Source organism: Dactylosporangium salmoneum, from assembly GCF_039532525.1.
Classification (GTDB): domain Bacteria; phylum Actinomycetota; class Actinomycetes; order Mycobacteriales; family Micromonosporaceae; genus Dactylosporangium; species Dactylosporangium salmoneum.
The window spans coordinates 146831-163314 of sequence record NZ_BAAARV010000075.1; the positions used below are offsets into that span (position 1 = coordinate 146831).

Here is a 16484-nt window from a genome sequence, read left to right on the forward strand (position 1 = left end):
GGCCCGAGCCGTCGTGGCCGAGATCGTCGCCGCTGGCCGGGCCCTTTCCCTCGAGCTCAACGACTCACCGGAAGTGCACATGGAATACATCGATCTCTCGCCATACACGTACTACACGTTCCCGCTCGGAATGCGGAACATCGGCTGGCTGGGCCGCACGCATGGGTTGCAGAGCGCGGACGCACCTCCGATGACGAACGCCGATCTCGAGCGACTCCGCGCTGCTTCCCAGCGGGTGGCCAGCGAGATGCTCGGCCGACATCAATGCGAGTGGTGTCCGAGTCATGCGCGGTACGAGGGGAACGGCGAGTACCACTACTACGCCCCGGACGGGGAGGTATACGCCGCTCCCGAGATGATCCTGCACTACGTCACGGAGCACGGGTACCGCCCGCCCGAGGTATTCCTGGAGTCGCTGCGAGTGAGCGATGAACCGGCATGGGACTGGCGTGCCGAGCGTCTCGCGACATTGCTGCACGACGAGTCGGAGGATCTGGAGTTCCGAGCCATCGGCCTCATCGACCTCGCGCACTGGAAGCATCCACACGCGCTCGACGCGTTGCTGCGGGCCGCCCGCGACCCAGAACTCGCCGATGTCGTGGGTGACTACATCGGCCGGGCCCTCGAGCCATTCCTGTCGTACGACTTCGCGCCGGATCTTCGCACCGAGGACTTTCCCGAACTCGTTCGGTGGGGAATCGACCAGGCGCAGCAACGGCGGTGATGCACGGCAGAGGTAGCGCACGAAACCGCGATGCATTTCAGCGCCGGTCGCGTGCGGGGGTCAGCCGGAACGCAAGGACGATGGCGATGCCGGCGACGGCGGTGCCGATGGAGAAGAGCAGCGATGCGTCGACGCCGGCCACGAAGGCGGTGCGCACGGTGTCGGCGAGGGCCGCCGACCCGGTCCGCTCCGCCAGGGCCACGCCCTGGTAGACGTTCTGCCACACCTGCTCGGCGGCGTCCGGAGCGACCAGGTACCAGCGGCCGCCGAGCGCGACAAGGCGGTGCGGTTCGACCTCCCGCTCGGTGTCGGGGTCGCCGCGCGCGGTGTCACGAAATCGCAGCCGTTCCTTGTCCCGGCACGCTTGGGCGATCACCGTGAGCACCTCGGCGGGCACGACCGGTCCCGCGGCCATGGGCGAGACGGTCATCGCGCGCAATGCGTTCACCCGGGCACGCAGACGCGGCGGGAGGCCAGCGGCCTTGCGAGCGGCGCGGAGCGGGGCGGCAGGTCGCCGTGATCGCTTGGTGTAGACGGCGGGAGACGCTGGCCTGCTTCCAGGGTCATCTCGTCCAGCTGATCCTGGTGTCAGGCCCCGCGGGAACGCATCGAGGCCGGCTGGCTGGCGCCGCCCCGGGAACCGTAGACAGCGAACGTCAGCGCGCAGCGTAGTCATCAGCTATACACAAACGCTTACGACGGCCCACCATCGTTCGCCGCTTACTCAACAGTCCCCCATTTCATTTCCGGGCCGGGCGGCCACGGCTGCGAGAAGTCGAATAGTGACGGCTCATCCACATCTCGGAGAGCCTCTCGCCACGACGGGTTCCCCGATATCACAAAGATAAGCGGCGGGCCATCATCAACAACAAATGCATAGTCAATCAAGATCCGCTTCGATCCCATAGCGATCACGGATCAGTTCTCGCTCCGCAGCAGAGGCTGGCCTGACGTTGACACCACGGAGAAGTGGGCGCAAGGCCATGTATTCGACGTTGCCGAAATAGAGCTCAGCCTCAAGGTGCAGATCTTCGTGAAGCCCCCTACCGGGCCGTACGAGGCCGCTGACAACCCCGTCTCCGTGACCACCATCGGGAGTACCGGCTCCGTTGGGAGCGTGACGGCGTGCTTTGCGGGCAACACCGGCACGTGGCAGGCAAAGTTCTGGGGCAACGCCAACCTGACCGGCCCGTTCCTTCCGTACCCGGGGCTCAGCCCAGCGCACAACTTCCCCTGCGTATGAGCCATACTTGCCCATGCCGCTGAACACGTACTGGCGCGCGAGCAGGGATGCACCACCACCGACCAACGGCGTCGCGGTGGTGCTCGGCCTCCAGGACACCGCCCTGCACATCATCCTTGACAGCCCGCCGCCCGCCGGCCCAGCCGACCCGACACCCGAGGTGGTCGTGACGACCGATCGAGGCGTGACGCTGCAACGGCGTGCAACCACCGGCGTCGGGACCGGAGGTGTGCAGGGTCGATACCTCCACGTCGCCGTGTTCGACCCGCCGCCGGCGGATAGCGAAGTCCTGCACATCGACGTCGTGATCGGTGAGACGACGGTGGCAACTACCCGAGTCCTCCCCGTACGCACGTCCAGCGGGCCGTAACCGCAAACCGCATCGCAAGTCCGGTCGGTCCAGCTCCACGACGCTGGGCCGACCGCAATGCTTTCCAACGGGTCGAGGAACCAGCCGGAATCCGCACGGTCAGGTTCGGCGTTGCGTCGGGGTGCTGTTGAAGTTTCGAGCTACCGCGATGTTCGTCGGGCACAGGACCGTAGCTCCCGCAGCCTCGCCCTACGCTGGTAGTCACGCTCTTTGCCTCCGGCGGGATCTCTGGCTCCGGGGGGTCGCTACGCTCCCGCACGCCATCGACCAGGCCAGCCGAGCAGACCGGCACCGAGCGCGCCAGGCCAAGCCGCTACGCGGTCGCCTACGGCGAGCCTGGCCCACCCGGCACCGACCCGCTTCCGTGCGGGGTGGTCGACGGCATACGGGGAGACTCCGCTCAGGTGGTGGGGCACTGGCATGTTGGGGCGCGGGAACCTGCCTCGCACGGCAACCGGCCCCGGCGCTGGCGCGCCGAGGCCGTAAACCATGCGGGCAGCATGCCGCGCCCAACCCCAGTACAGATCCGCCAGCAGCACATCTCACCCCGGGCACTCACACCCCGGTCACACCAACCAGCAAACGCAGGGCCGTACAGTCGACACACGTCCGCGACCCTCAGCCCTCGGCGCCCGGATCGCTTGTCGGCGATCACGAAATTCGGTTCTGGCACGGGAATGGTGGTCGGTCCGCCGATGGCTGCGTCAGTTGGGTTGGAGGATGCGACGGCGGAGGAGATCGAAGTTAGCGCGTCCATACATCTGTCGCTTCAGCATTTTTAAAGTTACTTGGAATCACGCGGTGGGCTGAACCCCTGGTCGAGGGCGTTGCCGGGCGTTGACGCCCTGGTTGACGATGTGATGATCCTCGAGGAGAAGTGGCCGGTTCTGGCCCGGCATGAGCGTGCGGCTGAGTGGCTGCGGGTGTGGACGGACTTGGGTCGGGCTGCTCGGACGATCGACGCATATGCCCGGGGCTTGGCCGAGTTCCTCGAGGTGTGCGAGGACGCCGGTGTTGATCCGGTCCGAGCGTCGCGGGCGGACGTGGCGGTGTTCATCCGGGTGTTGACATCACGGCCGAGCCGGCACGGCGCGAACGTGGTGTCGATCGACTCGGGCTCGGGGCTGGCGAACGCGACGTTGCAGCAGCGTCTGGTGCCGGTGCGGCTGTTCTTCGACTTTCTGATCGAGGAGGGCGTGCGCGAGTCGAACCCGGTCGGTCGGGGTCGGTATACCCCTGGGCGCCGGTTCGGTGGGCAGCAGCGCGGCCTGGTGCCGAGGCTGACGAAGCTGCCATGGATCCCGTCCGAGGCCGAGTGGCTGGGGTTGCTGACGGTGTTCCGCGGCGAGTCGGCGCGGAATCGGTTGATGCTCGCGTTGGCGTATGACGCGGCGTTGCGGCGGGAGGAGTTGTGTTCGCTGCGGACCGACGATCTCGATCCGGGACGGCGGATGCTGCGGGTGCGGGCGGAGACGACGAAGAACCGGTTGGAGCGCATGGTGCCGTACTCGGCGTCGACCGGGGTGTTGCTGGCGGACTATCTGCGGCACCGGGCGGCGTTGAGCCGGGCCCGGGGGCCGCTGTTGTTGTCGGAGTCGCGGCGCAACACTGCGCAGCCGGTGACGTTGTGGACCTGGTCGAAGGTGGTGCGGCGGGTCGCGTCGGCGGCGGGATTGCCGAGGTTCTCGACGCATACCACCCGGCATCTTTGTCTGACGGATCTGGCCCGGATGGGGTGGGAGGTTCATGCGATCGCCGCGTTCGCCGGTCACCGGCATACCGATTCCACGCTGCAATACATTCATCTGTCCGGGCGGGACCTGGCCGACAAGCTCCCCGCCGGGATGCAGCACATCCCCGCCTGGCGCGTCGAGATGCTCGCCGGCATGGCCAGCGGAGGAACAAGCTGATGAGCGCGGCGATGTTGCAGCCGTCGCCGACGGGACCGAGCCGGTGGCTGCCGCCGGTGACCCGCCCGCGGTTGCGGGTCGTCGTGCGGGCCGAGGAAGCCGCCGCGATCACCACGCTCGGATTGGCCACGCTGCGCCGGCTCAAGACCGGCGATCCGGCCGCGCCGGGCTGGCCGGTCATCGCTCGGCTGGTGCGGCCGTTGGAAGCGGTCAACGCCGGGTTGGACTCCCCGCCGACGCCGCACCGGCGCCGCGCCATGCTCGACGTTGTCGCCTTGCTGCTGACGCGTTGCGCGCAGCCCGATGCCGGCAGCTACTGGGACTGGACCGCCGAGCAGTGGGAGGCCATGCTGGGCCGCACCGTGGCCGAGTTCCGGGCCGGTGCGCCGGCCTGGGTGGGTGACGAGGTCCGTCCCTATCTGGCGGCGCACGCGTTCCTGCTGGGCGGGTTCACCGGGTTTCACCGGCTCGGCAGCTTCCAACGGCTGGTGCTGTGCTGGCGGATCTTCGGCCGTGGCCGCGTCGATGGTGAACTCGGTCAGCTCCGCCGGGTGCTGGGCGGCTGGGGCTATCAGCTCGGCCGGGCCGACGACCCGTTGCTGCCGTTGACCGTCGCGCAGCTGATGCTGGCCAACCGGAGCCCGCACCTGCAGGACATGACCACCGACTTGTTCGACCGGGTCCGCGAGCAGCGGCTGCTCGACGGCGTCCGGCTCAACACCGTGCACGCGGTGCAGCGAGCGGTCGCCGAGCTCGGGTTCTGCGCGGCCCCGCTTGGTCGCACCGGCCAGCACGCGAGGGCCAGTGGTGGCGCCGAGGCCTGGCAGCAGGCCGCGGACCGTTGGTATGACACGTCCACGCTCACCCGGCGGGTCCGCGGCAGTGTCCGCGCGAACCTGCTCAAGGTCGGTCGGTGGCTGGCTGCGGAACATCCCGAGGTCGCCGACCCGGCGGCGTGGACGCGGCAGACCTGCGCGACGTGGATCGCCGCGCTGGACCGCATGCGGGTCGGCGATTTCGTCCAGCGCACCGCCGGCCTCACCGACCGGCTGGGCCAGCCGTTGACCGCAGCGACCAAGGCCGGGCAGATCAGCGCAATGCGCAGATTCTTCGGGGACTGCCAGGAATGGGAATGGCTGCCCCGCCGGTTCGACCCGCAACGCGCACTGGCCGTCCCACGCAGCATCGCCGCCCTGCTCGGCCCGAACCCGCGCGTGATCGCCGATGACATCTGGGCGAAGCTGCTCTGGGCCGGGCTCAACCTGACCACCGGCGACCTGCCGACCACGCAGTCCGGCCCCTACTACCCGTTCGAGCTGGTCCGCGCGGTCACTCTGACCTGTCTGTTCTCCGGCCAGCGCAGCGACGAGATCGCCCGGCTGCGCGTCGGCTGCATCCGCTGGCAACACCACGGCACCCCAATCACAGGCGACTCCACCACCGTGCTGGCTAGCGACGCCGTTTGCCTGCTCGACGTCCCCACCCACAAAACTGGCACCGCGTTCACCAAGCCGGTCGACCCGATCCTCGGTCACGCCATCGAAGCCTGGCAGGCCATCCGACCCGCTCAGCCGCCGTTCACCGACCGCCGCACCGGCGACAGCGTCGACCTGCTGTTCGCCGCCCGCGCCAGCCGGGTGTCCACCGCCTACATCAACAACACGGTCATCCCGATGCTCTGCGGCAAGGGCGGCGTCCCGGCCGCCGACGTTCGCGGCGCGATCACCAGCCACCGGGCCCGATCCATCATCGCCAGCCAGCTCTACAACGCCAAGGAACCGATGACCCTGTTCGAGCTGCAAGCCTGGCTCGGCCACCGGTCCCCGCAATCGACCCAGTACTACACGAAGATCAGCCCCACCACCTTGACCCGTGCCTACCAGGACGCCGGCTACTTCGCCCGCAACGTGCGCACCATCGAAGTCCTTGTCGACCGTGACGCCGTCGCCTCCGGGGCCACCACCAACGGCGAACCCTGGCAGCACTACGACCTCGGCCACGGCTACTGCAGCTACACGTTCTTCGAGCAGTGCCAGCACCGGATGGCCTGCGCCCGCTGCGACTTCTACGCCCCGAAGACCTCCAGCTCCGCTCAGCTACTCGAGGCGAAGACAGGCCTGCAGCGCATGCTGATCGGCGTCCCGCTCACCGACGACGAACGCGCCGCGGTCGACAACGATCAAGCCGCCATCGACCGCCTCCTGCAACGCCTTGCCGACGTCGCCACCCCGGCCGGCCCGACGCCGAACCAACTACGCGCCGAGCCCGGCAGGCAACTGCCCCTGACCGTGCTGCCACCGACTCCGGCGCCGAACGAATCAGCAGCACCCATCGACAAATTCTGATTCCACAGAATGATCCGGTTCACGTGGCCTTCGACGGGGCCGGAGTTGTGGGACAGGGTGAGGCCGTTGCGGACGGCGTCGTAGTCGCGTTGCAGGCCGGTGGTGAATGAGTGCAGGTCGGGTTGGTCGTCCTTGGTGACGGCGCTGATCCAGGCGTCGAGTTCGTGGCCGCGGCGCTGGGTGAGGATGACGGCAACGGCGGTGACGTGTGCGGCGAGGCGGTCCAGGTGGGGGCAGCGGGCGCGGACGGCGGCGATGCTGGCCTGGTCGTCGGGTTCCATGCGTTGCGGGTGGCGTAGCAGCCAGTTGACCACGTGGCGGACCTTGGGCGGCCGCGGCGTTGGAGGCGGGGCTGCGGTAAGGGACCGCAGCGCTCGGACGTAGTCGCGCAACACGCTGTAGCTGCCGAGATAGCCGATGCCGCGGAGCTCGTGGAAGAGCGCCTTGGCGTCGGTGCCGCCAGCGGTCCATCGTTGGTGGAGGTGCTCGAGGTAGGGGTCGAGGATGCTGGCCCGGGCGCCGGTTCGGGTGGTGGTGACGAGGTCTTCGATGTCGGTGGCCCGGGCGTAGCGGCGGACGGTTTCGCGGGCCAGGCTGAGTTCACGGACGATGGCCTTGATGCTGCGACCTTCGTTGCGCAGCCGTTGGACCTGCTCGAAACGGTCGCGGGTGCGCCGGGCCAGACGGCTCTCTCGCTCGGCGGCTGCTGCGTGGGCCGCCACGAGTTCCGCGTCGAGCGTCGGCTGCGGCGTTGCAGGCTGCGGAGGTGGGGTAAGGCAGCGTTGATGGCGGGCGACGGCTTTCTCGACGTGTTGGGCGAGGTTGTGCCAGAGGTGCCACCGGTCGGCGACCTGGATGGCGTCCGGAGCGCCGCGGCGGGCCGCTTCGGCGTAGGCGCCAGCGCGGTCGCGGCAGATCACTTGCGCGCCCGGATTCGCTTTCAGCCAGGCGGTGAGCGTGTCCGTTTCGCGGTCTGGCAGCACGTCGACTGGGGTGCGGGTGTCCAGGTCGATCAGGATGGTGCCGTAGCGGTGGCCACGCCGGAGCGCGAAGTCGTCGACGCCGAGCACGGTCACTGCGCCGGCCTGGCGTTCCGGGATCGCGCGGACCAGCCGCAACAGGGTGTTGCGCCCGGCCTGGAGCCCGAGACTGGTGGCGAGCCGGGCGGCCGGCCGTCCCGCCAGGGCCAGCCCGAGCGTCTGCAGAATGTGCCGAGCCGGTAACGTCCGCCGGCCGTAGCGGTGGGTCAGACCGTCGATCTGCTCCGCGAATCTCGTCACCGTGCAGTCGCCCTGCTGGCAGACGAAGATCCGCATCCGCAGCACCAGTTCGACCTGCCGCCCGCCGACCACGATGTCATCGACTCGCCGCCGGTACCGGCGGTGCACCCGCCGCGTCAGGTGACCACAGCCAGGACATCGAGCCGATGCCTGCGCCGACCTACCCCAGATACGGACCTTGCTGCTCACGGCCTCGGCTCGCTCCACCACCAGCCGTGCGAGATGCGGCAACAACACGATGAGCGATCCGCTAGTGCACCGGCAGGACCGTACACAGTGGACACCAGCGCCCGCACAGCGGTCTGCGTCGATCAACTAAGACCGCGTCTCATTTGGGGCTGACAACGGCTCAAGCATGATGTTCAATCTTCGGCGTGTCCGATGTGGAGCGTTGGTGTCCTGATGCTCTGTGGGAGATCTCAGCCCCGTTGATCCCGCCTGCGCCGGTGCGGCCGCAGGGTGGGGGCCGGCGGCGGGTGGACGACCGGGCGGTGCTGGCCGCGATCTGCTATCTGACCCAGGCTGGGTGCTCGTGGTGGAAGCTGCCCGAGGCGATGTTCGGCGTCACCCGCGCCACCGCGCACCGCCGCTTCACCGAGTGGACGAAGGCCGGGTTGTGGCCGGCGTTGCACTTGGCGGTGCTGCAACAACTCCAGGCCCATGGCGACCTGGACTGGTCCCGGGCGGTGATTGACTCGATCCAGGTCCGGGCTGAAAAGGGGGCGATCTGACCGGGCCGAGCCCGGTCGACCGTGGCAAACCCGGCAGCAAGATCCATGTCATGGCCGAGCGTGGCGGTCTGCCGCTCACCACCGCCATCTCCGCGGCGAACACCCCGGACGCGGCGGTGCTGCTGCCATTGCTGGACGGCATGCCGCCGGTCGCTGGCCGGGTCGGCCGCCCGCGGCGCCGACCGGACAAGCTGCACGCCGACAAGGCCTACGACCACAAAGCGCTGCGGGCCGAGGTCCGCCGGCGTGGCATCACCGTGCGGATCGCCCGCAAGAAGGTCGAGTCCTCCCAACGTCTCGGCCGACACCGCTGGGTCATCGAACGCACCATGTCCTGGCTCATGCGCTACCGGCGCCTTGTCCGCCGCTACGACCGCCACGCCGAACACTTCGCCGCGTTCACCACCATCGCCTGCACCCTCATCTGCTACCGCAAACTCACGAAACACCCCAAATGAGACATGGTCTTATCGGATTTATACCCGCCAGCCTCCTTGTCCGGATTCTTCCGACCGAGGCGCGCGAAACGGCCTAGCGGGTCTCCGCGAGGACCTCGGTGCGGAACCGCTCGACGAGGGCCCTCGCCTCGGCCTCGTGCCCACGCGGCACGGCGACCTCGGCGGCCGTTTCCAGACGACGCGTCCCGAACCGGTTCACCACCTGCACGATGAACCGGATCACGAGCACGTCCCCCTCGACCAGTTCGACCGCCACGAGCCCCACCCCGACCGCGAACAGCATCACGTAGCCACCCGGGCGCCGATACACGCCGAGCGGGCTGACGAAGATCTCGCCCGTCGTGGCGCGGCGGGCGGCCGGTCCGGTGCCGGCCACCGCGACGACGGCTATGAGCACGAGGTAGAGACCGGTGATCATCGCGCCGACGGAGACCAGCCCCGGAACGCCCAGCAGACCGGCGCCGAGTATCACGAGGCCGACGACGAGCGCCATCCATGCCGCGCCGTGCGCGCTGCGGCGGTCCCGGCGCGCCTCGGCCTCGTTCGCGGCCCGCCAGTCCGCCTCGTCGTAGCGCCAGTGCGCCCATGCCTGGCCGGCCAGCATGCGGTCGAGGTCGTCGAGGTGCAGGCGGGGCTGCGACGCCCATACGACGACCGGCAGCACGACGGCCAGCGCGGCGAGCGGAACACCGACCGCCGCGCCCCAGATCGTCGCGGGATCGCTGTCCCAGGCGACGAGCTGCGCGCCGATCGCCACAGCGATCGCCAGGCAGCCACCGAGGACGCCGAGGATCGGCGTGCGGACGTGCACGAGGGAGAACAACCGTTTCACCGCGCCGAAGGTAGCCGCAGCCGTCAAACGGGGGCCGGGGACGTGTGCGACGGCCTCACGAGGCGCGTCCCCACTTCGGCAACCACACCGTTTCGTCGGACGGGTCCATTCGCCTGGAGCCGAGGTACTCGCGAAGTTCGCCGAGCGCGGGATGCCGATTGAACATCATCCTTGAGCCGTTGTCAGCCCCAAATGAGACGCGGACTAAAGGGGGCCAGAACCAGAACCAGTTCTAGTCCGCCGTTGACAGTTGTGCCAGATGCGCCAGCGGTCAGCGACCTGGATGGCGTCCGGCGCGCCGGCGCGAGCGCCGTCAGAGTAGGCGCCGCCGCGGTCCCGGCAGATGATTTCAGCGCCCGGATGGGCCCGTAACCAGTCGGCGAGCGTGCCGGCCTCTCGGTCAGGCAGGACGTCGACGGGCCGGTGGGTTTGCATGTCGAGCAGAATCGTGGCGTAGACCAGTCCTCTGCGCAGGGCGAAGTCGTCCACGCCGAGGACCCGCGGAGAGCGCGCCAGTGGCTGCTCCGGCGCGGCTCGTAGCAGTCGCAGGAGGGTGGTGCAAGAGGCATCCATCGACAAGTGGGCGGCCAGCCGCATCCCAGCCCTGCCGGCCAGAGCACGGCCGATGCCGTGCAGCAGATCCTGCAGCGGCTGACTGCGCCGCCGGCGCCGGACGGTCAAGCCCGACACCTGCTCGACGAACGTGCGCACCACACAGCCGTCGTTACGGCAATTGAACCGTCGCACCTGCAGTTGCAGCCACACCGGCCGGCCACCGATCGGCGTATCAGCGACCGGCCGCGCACCGACGTGGACTCCATCGTGCACACCGGACACGGTACGGCCTCGGCGCGGGCCCGAGCGAACACAGGCGTGCCGGCGGCACTGACCTCCAGGGTCATTGCGTTGTCGGGTAGGCGCTGGTCACGGCGTCGATGAGGTCGTGTGAGCGGCGGTTGGCGCGTCGGGTGGCGCGGGCGATGTTGGTTGCGTTGCTGGTGCGGTGGTAGCCGATCGCGGTGTTACGCAGCGTGGCGATGACGGCGGGTCCGGTGCCGGTTCGGGCTTGGTGTTGGTCTTCGCGGAATGTCACGTCCCGCACGTGGTGCAGGCGATTCTCGATGTGCCAGTAGCGGCGGATCCAGTGCTGCAGGTCGGATGGCTGTGCGTCGGCGGTGGGCAGGGACACGGTCAGGTACGCGGTTTCGCGGCTGGTCCGGCCGGCGGTGATGCGGGTGCGGGTGATCCTGACGGCCTGTTCGGCATGCGGGAACGCGATCCCGCCGGCGACATCCTCGACCCGGTCCAGGGCGATCGACGGCGGCCGGCCCGTTCCGGCATCCCGGTCAGCCCCAGCCCGCCGGTGTCGGGCGGGCCCCCGGCCGTGGTCCACGACGTCCAGCAGCAGCGCCTCGGGCCGGTACGCGACGCGTACCGATGCGGTGTCCACGGCGGCGTGCCGGGCCACGTTGGTCAGCGCCTCCTGCAGGACCCGGTACGCGGCCAGGTCGATGCCCGGCGGCAGCCGGCGCGGCTCGCCCTCGATGGCGAGGTCCACCCGTACCCCGGCCCGACCACTGCTGGTCACCAGCCGGTTCAGGTCGGCCAGCCCGGGCGCCGGGGTGAGCCCCGGGCCGTCGTCGGCGCGCAGCACCGACAGCAGCCGGCACAGCTCGGCCATGGTGTCGCGGCCCAGCGTCTCGATCGTGGCCAGCGCCGCGCGGGCCGGTTGCGGGTGTTCGTCGATGACCAGATGGGCGTACCCGGCCTGTACCGTGATCGCGCTCACGCTGTGCGCCACCACGTCGAGCAGCTCGCGGGCCAGCCGGATCCGTTCTTGCGCGACCATGCTCGCCGGCGCCACCCTGTCCTGGTCGGCCGCCCGGGCCCTGGAGAGCTGGTCGTACCTGCCCGATCACCTGAACCTGAGCAACGCCGCGACGGTGCTGGCCCGGGTGCACGCCTCGTCCCCGGTGGGGCCGCGGCTGCCGTCGCTGGGCATGGCGTACCTGGATCTGGCCCGGTACCTGGTGGTGGCGTTGGGACTGGGCGCCTGGCGGGTCAGCCGCGACGCCTAGCCTGCGCCCGACATCGCCTCGGGAGAGCCGCCGGCTCTCCCGAGGCGCGCGGTCACGGCTGGGCGAGCTGGTACGGGCTGCACCCGCTGACCTGGCGGTAGTCGAGGGTACCGCTGAAACAGGCCACGTACGTGTGGCCGAGCACGGCCGGCGTGCTCGCCCAGGCGCTGGTGGTGAGGCAGTTGACCGGGCCGGAGCTGACCGGGGTACCGCCGCCGCCGGGCTCGAAGACGGTCAGCGTGATGGAGCAGGCGGACCAGTAGCCGGGGTGGTCGACGGTGACCTGCCCGATGATGGCCGGTGCGGGGTTCACCGAGACGCAGGTGGTGAAGGTCGTGTTGTCGGCGCACCCGTAATGGGCGTACTGCGGTGCGGCGGCGCCGGCCGGTGCGGCGAGCAGCGCGGTGAGCAACGCGCCGATGGTGGCGCCGGCCAGGGGTACGAGGGCCCGGGCAGGTTTGCGCACGGGGAGATCCTTCCCGTCGAAGGTCAGGGCATTGATGAGCGTTGACGCGTGAGGTTGCCCGACCCCGGGGCGGACTATGCGCAGCGTACTGTGCTGATGACCGTCAATCAATAGACAAACCTAACTGTCAGAGCTGGCCGCCGTTTGGGGCGTTCCTCCTCGGCGTTGGCCTATCTACCGTCGAAAATCGAGATCAACTTCCGGTAGATAGGCCAACGTCTAAAGCGAGGCGGGGACGGCCGTGACCCTCACTGACCTCCAGCCGGTCAACAATCAGGCCCACCAGATGCGGCAGGAATATTCCGTCAACACCCTCATCACGCACCGCGACACGATCACCAATCAAGCAGCGGACGCAAAGCGGTGCTGGTCAACAACTTCAACCTGGCGAGGGAACACACGGTCCACTGTCGACACCGTCAAGATCTCGGACCCGCCGACGTTGACCTACAGCCGCAATCTCCACACTTCCCGTGCCAGAACCGAATTAGGTGATCGTCCACAACTGGTGCGGCGCTTGTATGCGAGCTGACCTGTATTCCGCTGGCCGCTGAACCTACCTCCGGCCAGGCCTGACGTCCTCGAGCGGACGAGCTTGGTTGCCTGATCCTCCGGACCCGGCTCGACCATGAGGCGCGTCGGCGGCCCTGTGTTGGCTACGGCGCTCGGTCCAGCCTGTCTCCACCACGACGCCGTCAGGGCGACTATCGTCTGCCGCGTGCGCTGCTATCTGATCGCCGAACCTCCCGCAGATCTATCGCCCGTGCGTGCAGCGCTGAGCGATCTCGGTGTGGAGGTCGTGGAGCCGGCCCATGCCTTCGACAGTTCAATCCACTCGGGTCGTGGCTGGCTTCCAGACGTTGACTTCCTCTGTGTGCTCTTCGCCGCCGAACGCGGCTGGGAGACGCCAGCATCCGTGTTTCTGGAGATCGGTCAGGCAGTCGTGTCGGCCATCCCCGTCCTGGTGATCGCCGAACCGCCACGTCGCCTGGATGCAGCGCTGTCCTTGTTGCCAGTTATTCGCGTTCCTGCCAGAAGCTCGGCCGTGCTGGCTGCTCACATCCAGTTGTTTATGAAGTCGATTGGACGTCCGCCTGTAGCAGCCGCCCCACCTCGCAGCCCTGATGCGGCTGAACTGCGATCAGTTCGAGACGAGCTTGCATCTCTCCGTCCAACGACTGCAGTTGGCGGCAGCGGCGAGGCGATGCACGTGACCGCACGTCGCGTCGAACAACTCGCAATACGTTTGCTGCGCGCCGCCGGGGCGGAAGCCCAAGCGACCACGGGGGCGGATGGCATCGGAGATATCGCAGTATGGGTTCCAGGAACAGAGAACTTCATACCCGGGCCGCTGCTCGTCGAGTTGCGCGTGGTGCGCGATCCCATAATTGATAGGTCAAAGCTTGACCAGTTGCAACTCTACGCCCTTTCGCGCGACGCGCAAATGGTCGCTGTTGCTCTATTACAGATGGGATCGCAACCAGAGAATTCAGTTGCCAAGGGACGGAACTTGGCCCTTGGTCATGATTTTCGACATAGAAGAACTCGCAGGAGAGCTTTCCCGTAGAAGTCTTGCAGAGATTCTCAACAACGAACGGAATGCAATTGTCCATGGAATGGGCAATAGATGACGTCCATATTCCAACCCCGAGTCGACGCTTACCTGAGGCGGGCTAGCGCGGTCGGAGTTCCTCCTGAACGTCACGGACGGCACTACGAGAACATGCTGGCTTACCTGCTTGAGGCAGTTTCAGGATGCCATGTGCAGCGAAACACACTCAATTACTACGGCACCGAAGAGGTTGACATCACCGTCGCCAACGAGAAGGCGGATGGTGGATTGCGCATGCTTCCTGAAATCTTCCTAGTTGAGTGCAAAAATTGGTCACACCCGGTTGACAGTACGACCCTCGGCTATTTTGTCAATGTCGTAGTTGACCGAGGTTGCTCCCTGGGAATCCTCGCCGCGGCGAACGGTATAACGGGGCACCAGGAACACCGGAGCCGCGCCCATGCAATCGGCGCTGCCGCACTCGTTCGCGGGATTCGGATCCTTGTGATCACCGCGTCGGACCTCCGTGGGCTTCAGAATCCCGGCGACCTGGTCAAGCTACTCCACCATCGCAATCTCGCACTGACCGCTCACGGGACAATTCATTTGAGCTGAGATTCTGCAATAGTTGGTACGAATCACATAAAGGTCATTGTGGGATCTCATCGAAGGTGTCGCCGGGCTGAGGGCCGAGCTGGGCTTTCTCGGGTCGTCTCACGTATTTGTCGCCGCGATCTGTCTCATCGATCTGCCGTTTTCCTCATGGCGCTGCACATTGCCGGGGTTTTGATGGTGGCTTGGCAGCGTTGACGGTTGCGTTGCCGTGACGGTGGATGCGCCCGCTGGGCCAACGTTGCCCCATGGAGTTCGGATGTCGTTCGCAGTCATCCATCGGGGCTGGCGCGGGTAGCGTGCAGGGCCTGGATGTCCGGCCCGGGGAGCTGGCGCCGCTTCGCTTTGGCGGGCACGGCGTGGCGATGGACAAGCTCGTGTTCGTTAGGCTGAGGCTATGAGCGGGCCGGATGTTGCTGCTGGTGCAGCGGTGTCGTTTCCGGTCTGGGATGCGGTAGTTGACCTGCCGGGGTCGCCGCAGTGGCGCAGTTCGATCGTGCATGACCGTGTTGTGGTTGCGGTGTCGCGTGTGCGCGGTGCGTCGCCTGACGAGCCAGACGCGCGAGCCGATGAGGCCGGGGTGACGGTGTGGTCGTTCTCGGTTGACGGGCTTTGCGGAGATCCGTGGTGGCCGGTCCGCCATGCGAGTCTGGTCTTCGCTACTCGGTTGGCGGAACACGCCGGGATGTCGCTGCGTGATGCGACCTTGGCGCTGGTTCGGATCGTGGAGTCGGACGGCATTGCTGTTGACCCTGATGTCGATGGCCGGGCGGAGCAGGGGCGGCTGTTCGAGGTGCGCGAGCTGGGCTGGTTGGTGTCATCGGTCCAGCCGGTTCATGCGTTCGCGGCGTCGTGCTACTTGGTCCCGCCCGTGGTGCACTACCGGCTGGTGGAGCGGTAGTTCCATTGCCAACGCCGCAAGACGTGCGGCCTGACGTCTGTAGGCTGACGCGGTGCGCGATTCTGCGAGCGAGGTTTCGATGGACGGTGTTATCGACCTCGATGTGGCTGGGCAACACTCGCCGCAGCCTGTTGCTCCGTTGTGGCGTCGTTGGCGTCGTGTGGCGTCGATGAGGGTTCCGGTGTTCAGCGTGGTGGCGTTGGTGCTGTTCAGCGTCTTGGTCGGTGCAGTAGTTGGGCAGCGCTGGGAGGCCGGTCAGGAGCGGAGCCGGCAGGCTGCTGAGGCATCATTGTTCCTTGCTGTCGCAGGGTTGGACAGCGTAACGGGCAGCGATGGCCGAGTGACCATCGAAGGGAGCATTGCGGTTACCAATGGCAGCCCGATGCCGGTCGAAGTCACCGGCGCGGATAAGGCGGCCGACGTCATGGTCAGGGGGCAGCAGCGGATCGCGCCAGCTGCGACCGGCTGGTTTCCTGTGAGCGCGACCGTCACCTGCGTTGACGGCGCAACGGCAATGCCTGTGCCGGTGGGCCTTTCGGTGGCCACCGCCGACGGCGCGCGCCGGACGGTGACGTTGGAGCTTCAGCTGAACGGCAGTCGCTGGTACGAGTTCGTGGTGCAGGGTTGTGCGCCTCGCTGGTCGGTGCGGCAGGCGACGGCACTGGGCTGAAGGATGTCAAGGAGGCCGTCGAATTGCTCGCCAGGCTTCATGGCCCCGGATGACCCGGTCAGAGGGATAGGTGCTGACGCATCTGGCTCTCCGATGACTGGGCGAAACTCGCCTGCGCGGTCGCTTTCCCCAACGAGATCATCGATCGTGGGGTCACGTCCGGTGACGGCGTCGCGCAGGTCATTGAGCCATTTTCAAGCTGACCTTGCAGCTCAAGGCGGGTGTGGCGGACCCGGGCACCGATGAGGGCGAGGCTCCAGGTAAGACAGCAGTCGACCAAGATCTGTGAGGAGTGTTGTCAAGCGGAGGCTT

16 protein-coding genes and 1 pseudogene are annotated in these 16484 nt (G+C 67.6%); 11 read left to right on the top strand and 6 right to left on the bottom strand.

Annotated features, from left to right (window positions below):
* Positions 1 to 13 precede the first annotated feature (13 nt).
* Positions 14 to 724 (top strand): DUF7919 family protein, encoded by a 711-nt coding sequence (locus ABD352_RS39145; protein WP_344617624.1) that lies wholly within the window; start codon positions 14 to 16, stop codon positions 722 to 724.
* Between the two features lie 37 nt (positions 725 to 761).
* On the opposite strand, the gene ABD352_RS39150 is transcribed toward ABD352_RS39145, so the two are convergent.
* Positions 762 to 1139, bottom strand: a complete 378-nt coding sequence (locus tag ABD352_RS39150) for a WYL domain-containing protein (protein ID WP_344617625.1) — start codon at positions 1137 to 1139, stop codon at positions 762 to 764.
* A gap of 835 nt (positions 1140 to 1974) precedes the next feature.
* Here ABD352_RS39150 and ABD352_RS39155 point away from each other — a divergent pair.
* The 3 genes from ABD352_RS39155 to ABD352_RS39165 all read left to right on the top strand — a co-directional run bounded on the left by ABD352_RS39155 (position 1975) and on the right by ABD352_RS39165 (position 6592).
* Positions 1975 to 2337: a hypothetical protein gene (locus ABD352_RS39155; RefSeq protein ID WP_344617626.1), complete on the top strand. Its 363-nt coding sequence runs from the start codon at positions 1975 to 1977 to the stop codon at positions 2335 to 2337.
* Positions 2338 to 3314: 977 nt separating this feature from the next.
* Positions 3315 to 4247, top strand: a complete 933-nt coding sequence (locus ABD352_RS39160) for a tyrosine-type recombinase/integrase (protein WP_344617627.1) — start codon at positions 3315 to 3317, stop codon at positions 4245 to 4247.
* A complete protein-coding gene (locus ABD352_RS39165; RefSeq protein ID WP_344617628.1) occupies positions 4247 to 6592 on the top strand; it encodes a tyrosine-type recombinase/integrase in 2346 nt (781 codons plus the stop codon). The genes ABD352_RS39160 and ABD352_RS39165 overlap by 1 nt, the downstream gene beginning before the upstream one ends.
* A 20-nt stretch (positions 6593 to 6612) precedes the next feature.
* Here ABD352_RS39165 and ABD352_RS39170 read toward each other — a convergent pair.
* Positions 6613 to 8109: pseudogene (locus ABD352_RS39170) on the bottom strand (ISL3 family transposase); the annotation flags it as partial.
* A 146-nt stretch (positions 8110 to 8255) separates the two neighbouring features.
* Here ABD352_RS39170 and ABD352_RS39175 point away from each other — a divergent pair.
* Positions 8256 to 9061, top strand: a protein-coding gene (locus ABD352_RS39175; protein WP_425553845.1) for an IS5 family transposase whose coding sequence is annotated in 2 segments (ribosomal slippage) — positions 8256 to 8586 and positions 8586 to 9061 — 807 coding nt in all. Because the reading frame shifts where the segments join, the coding sequence is not laid out codon by codon here.
* Between the two features lie 73 nt (positions 9062 to 9134).
* Here the strand turns inward: ABD352_RS39175 and ABD352_RS39180 are convergent.
* The 3 genes from ABD352_RS39180 to ABD352_RS39190 all read right to left on the bottom strand — a co-directional run bounded on the left by ABD352_RS39180 (position 9135) and on the right by ABD352_RS39190 (position 11742).
* Positions 9135 to 9893 carry a hypothetical protein gene (locus tag ABD352_RS39180; protein ID WP_344617629.1) on the bottom strand — a complete coding sequence of 253 codons (759 nt, stop codon included), beginning with the start codon at positions 9891 to 9893 and terminating at the stop codon, positions 9135 to 9137.
* A 204-nt stretch (positions 9894 to 10097) separates the two neighbouring features.
* Positions 10098 to 10730: an ISL3 family transposase gene (locus ABD352_RS39185; protein ID WP_344617630.1), complete on the bottom strand. Its 633-nt coding sequence runs from the start codon at positions 10728 to 10730 to the stop codon at positions 10098 to 10100.
* Positions 10731 to 10791: 61 nt separating this feature from the next.
* Entirely contained in the window at positions 10792 to 11742 is a 951-nt protein-coding gene (locus ABD352_RS39190; RefSeq protein ID WP_344617631.1) for a histidine kinase, read from the bottom strand.
* Here ABD352_RS39190 and ABD352_RS39195 point away from each other — a divergent pair.
* A complete protein-coding gene (locus tag ABD352_RS39195) occupies positions 11741 to 11971 on the top strand; it encodes a hypothetical protein (RefSeq protein WP_344617632.1) in 231 nt (76 codons plus the stop codon). The genes ABD352_RS39190 and ABD352_RS39195 overlap by 2 nt on opposite strands.
* A 52-nt stretch (positions 11972 to 12023) precedes the next feature.
* On the opposite strand, the gene ABD352_RS39200 is transcribed toward ABD352_RS39195, so the two are convergent.
* Positions 12024 to 12437: a hypothetical protein gene (locus ABD352_RS39200; protein WP_344617633.1), complete on the bottom strand. Its 414-nt coding sequence runs from the start codon at positions 12435 to 12437 to the stop codon at positions 12024 to 12026.
* 241 nt (positions 12438 to 12678) lie between these two features.
* On the opposite strand from ABD352_RS39200, the gene ABD352_RS39205 reads away from it, so the two are divergent.
* From ABD352_RS39205 to ABD352_RS39225, 5 genes are all read left to right on the top strand, one after another.
* The gene (locus ABD352_RS39205) at positions 12679 to 12969 is read left to right on the top strand and encodes a hypothetical protein (RefSeq protein WP_344617634.1); all 291 of its coding nucleotides are present in this window, start codon (positions 12679 to 12681) and stop codon (positions 12967 to 12969) included.
* A 186-nt stretch (positions 12970 to 13155) separates the two neighbouring features.
* The gene (locus ABD352_RS39210; RefSeq protein WP_344617635.1) at positions 13156 to 14004 is read left to right on the top strand and encodes a hypothetical protein; all 849 of its coding nucleotides are present in this window, start codon (positions 13156 to 13158) and stop codon (positions 14002 to 14004) included.
* A gap of 60 nt (positions 14005 to 14064) precedes the next feature.
* The gene (locus tag ABD352_RS39215; protein WP_344617636.1) at positions 14065 to 14604 is read left to right on the top strand and encodes a restriction endonuclease; all 540 of its coding nucleotides are present in this window, start codon (positions 14065 to 14067) and stop codon (positions 14602 to 14604) included.
* 394 nt (positions 14605 to 14998) lie between these two features.
* Positions 14999 to 15502 (top strand): hypothetical protein, encoded by a 504-nt coding sequence (locus ABD352_RS39220; RefSeq protein ID WP_344617637.1) that lies wholly within the window; start codon positions 14999 to 15001, stop codon positions 15500 to 15502.
* 52 nt (positions 15503 to 15554) lie between these two features.
* Positions 15555 to 16172, top strand: coding sequence for a hypothetical protein (locus tag ABD352_RS39225; protein WP_344617638.1), 618 nt, complete (start codon positions 15555 to 15557; stop codon positions 16170 to 16172).
* Positions 16173 to 16484: the final 312 nt, after the last annotated feature.

Coding starts and splice junctions, on each gene's coding strand:
- ABD352_RS39150 (WP_344617625.1), bottom strand. CDS start 1,139: ATGGCCGCGGGACCGGTCGTGCCCGCCGAGGTGCTCACGGTGATCGCC.
- ABD352_RS39165 (WP_344617628.1), top strand. CDS start 4,247: ATGAGCGCGGCGATGTTGCAGCCGTCGCCGACGGGACCGAGCCGGTGG.
- ABD352_RS39195 (WP_344617632.1), top strand. CDS start 11,741: ATGCTCGCCGGCGCCACCCTGTCCTGGTCGGCCGCCCGGGCCCTGGAG.
- ABD352_RS39190 (WP_344617631.1), bottom strand. CDS start 11,742: ATGGTCGCGCAAGAACGGATCCGGCTGGCCCGCGAGCTGCTCGACGTG.
- ABD352_RS39215 (WP_344617636.1), top strand. CDS start 14,065: ATGACGTCCATATTCCAACCCCGAGTCGACGCTTACCTGAGGCGGGCT.
- ABD352_RS39220 (WP_344617637.1), top strand. CDS start 14,999: ATGAGCGGGCCGGATGTTGCTGCTGGTGCAGCGGTGTCGTTTCCGGTC.